This window comes from Sphingomonas sp. CCH9-E2 (assembly GCF_001557215.1).
Classification (GTDB): Bacteria; Pseudomonadota; Alphaproteobacteria; order Sphingomonadales; family Sphingomonadaceae; genus Sphingomonas.
In genome coordinates, this window is sequence record NZ_LSJM01000328.1 from 1 (window position 1) to 2,150 (window position 2,150).

Annotated in this window: 4 protein-coding genes; 2 read left to right on the forward strand and 2 right to left on the reverse strand. The window is 69.1% G+C overall.

From position 1 onward, the window contains the following. Both AX681_RS22565 and AX681_RS15465 read left to right on the forward strand, forming a co-directional pair. Window positions 1–682, forward strand: a 682-nt coding sequence (locus AX681_RS22565) for a TPM domain-containing protein (protein WP_066682464.1), incomplete at its 5' end; no start/stop codon positions are given. Then, a complete protein-coding gene (locus AX681_RS15465) occupies window positions 679–1,212 on the forward strand; it encodes an NUDIX hydrolase (RefSeq protein WP_066661894.1) in 534 nt (177 codons plus the stop codon). The genes AX681_RS22565 and AX681_RS15465, both read left to right, overlap by 4 nt. A gap of 3 nt (window positions 1,213–1,215) precedes the next feature. Here the strand turns inward: AX681_RS15465 and AX681_RS15470 are convergent, their stop codons facing one another. After that, the gene (locus AX681_RS15470) at window positions 1,216–1,497 is read right to left on the reverse strand and encodes an ETC complex I subunit (RefSeq protein WP_066661891.1); all 282 of its coding nucleotides are present in this window, start codon (window positions 1,495–1,497) and stop codon (window positions 1,216–1,218) included. 10 nt (window positions 1,498–1,507) lie between these two features. Beyond that, window positions 1,508–2,150 (reverse strand): ATP-dependent helicase C-terminal domain-containing protein (locus tag AX681_RS15475; RefSeq protein WP_331710026.1); only part of this gene is annotated, 643 nt, incomplete at its 5' end.

Below are 2,150 nucleotides of genomic sequence, written 5' to 3' on the forward strand. Positions count from 1 at the left end.
GATGGTGATGGCACGGCGGTTCACAGCTGAAGAACATGCGCGCGTCACTGCCGCGGTAGCGGCGGCGGAGCGTGGCACGGATGGCGAGATCGTGACGATCGTCACCGATTGGTCGGACCATTATCACGACGTCTCGCTCTATTATGCCGGGGCGGCGATGCTCGCGGCGCTGGGGCTGTTCGCGTTCTTCCCCGACCTGCTCGATGCCAAGCTGGCGCTGTTTACCGGCGGTTGGGGCGAGGCGGAGCGGCATCTTCAGCTTGCGCTGCTGGTTGTGATTCAGGCGGTGCTCTTCCTCGCCGTGCGTTTCGGGTTCGAGGCGCTGCCGGGGCGCGGTGTGCTGATCCCCGGCGCGGTGCGCGGGCGGCGGGTGCGGCGGCGCGCGGTGCAGTTCTTCAAGGCAAGCGCGGAGAAGCGCACCGCCGAGCGCGTCGGTGTCCTGCTCTACCTCAGCCTCGCCGAACACCGCGCCGAGATCATCGCGGACGAGGCGATTCTGGCGAAGGTCGAAGAGGGCGTGTGGGGCGATGCGATGGTCGCGCTGGTCGACAAGGTGCGCGCAGGCGATCCGGCGGGCGGCATGGCCGATGCCGTGACGCGGATCGGCGCGGTGCTGACGACGCACTTCCCCAAGACCGCGGGCGACGCCAACGAACTGCCCGACCGGCTGATCGAGCTGTGAGCGCGCCCGACAGCGACGCCCCGGTCGAAACCGTCTGGCAGGGCAAGTTCATCACCGCCAAGCGTCAGGGCCGCTGGGAATATGTCGCCCGCGCACGCGGTATCCGCGCTGCGGTGATCGTCGCGGTCGATGACGAAGGGCACCTGCTGCTGGTCGAGCAATATCGCGTGCCGCTGGGTCGCCGCTGCCTCGAGCTGCCTGCAGGCCTGATCGGCGATGGGGGCGATGACGAGGCAGACGAGATCGCAGCCGCGCGCGAGCTCGAGGAAGAGACCGGCTATCGCGCCGAACGCATCGAATCGCTTGGCGAGTTTTTTTCCTCGCCCGGCATGGTCAGCGAGAGCTTCACCCTGGTCCGCGCGCACGGCCTGACACGGGTGGGCGAGGGTGGCGGGGTGGAGGGTGAGGACATCATCGTCCACCGCGCGAAGCTGGCGGATGTGCCCACTTATGTCGCGGCGTGCCGCGCGCGCGGCATGGCGATCGACGTCAAATTGCTGCTTGCGCTCGGAAGCAGCCTGCTCGGCTGATCCTTACCGGAAATTGTCGGCGTAGGCCTGCAGCTTGAGCGTCTTCACCGGCGCGGGGACGACATGGACGTGAATCCCCTCGCGCGCCGCATAATCCTTCGCCGCTTCCAGCGTCGGGAAGTTCAGCCGCAGCTGCGCGCGCGTGTCGCCCGATCCGGCCCATCCGGTCAGCGGGTCCGGGCGCTGCTTCTCGTTCGATTCGAATTCGAGCACCCAGCGATCGGTGCGGGCGCGGCCCGACTGCATGGCGTTCTTCGGGCGCTGATAGATGCGTGCGGTCGACATGCTCGCCCCTTTATCCCGATCCGCGCCGCCTTGCATCTGCATTTTTCGTCCGCAGCGTGGCGCTGGCTGCCGCAGGATCGTCGGGCCAGGGGTGGCGCGGATAGCGGCCGCGCATTTCCTTGGCGACATCGGCCCAACTCCCCTTCCAGAAGCCGGGCAGGTCGCGCGTCGTCTGGATCGGGCGGCCGGCGGGTGAGGTTAGCGACAGGACGAGCGGCGTGCCATCGCCCAGCATCGGGTGGCTCGCGAGGCCGAACAATGCCTGGACCCGCACCTCCACCGTCGGACCGCCCTCTGCGGCATAGTCGATCGCGTGGCTCGATCCGGCGGGAGTCTCCAGCCGCGCCGGGGCGAGGCGGTCGAGCGTCTTCTGCCCATCCCACCCGATCCGGTTCTGCAGCGCCTGGGTCAGCCCCTCCCCCGATACTGCATCGAGCCGGCGCTTGCCCGCGAGCAGCGGGGGCAGCCAATCGTCGAGATCGGCAATCAGCGCGGTGTCCGACAGCGCGTCGAGTCCGGCATAGGCCGCGCGCGTCCGCAGCGCCTGCGCGGTGTCGGACCAGGGCAGCAGGGCCAGACCGTATGCGCGCACCCCTTCGAGCAGCGCGGCGGCGATCTCGTCCGGGTCGGCGGCGCTATCGGGACCGGCGGAC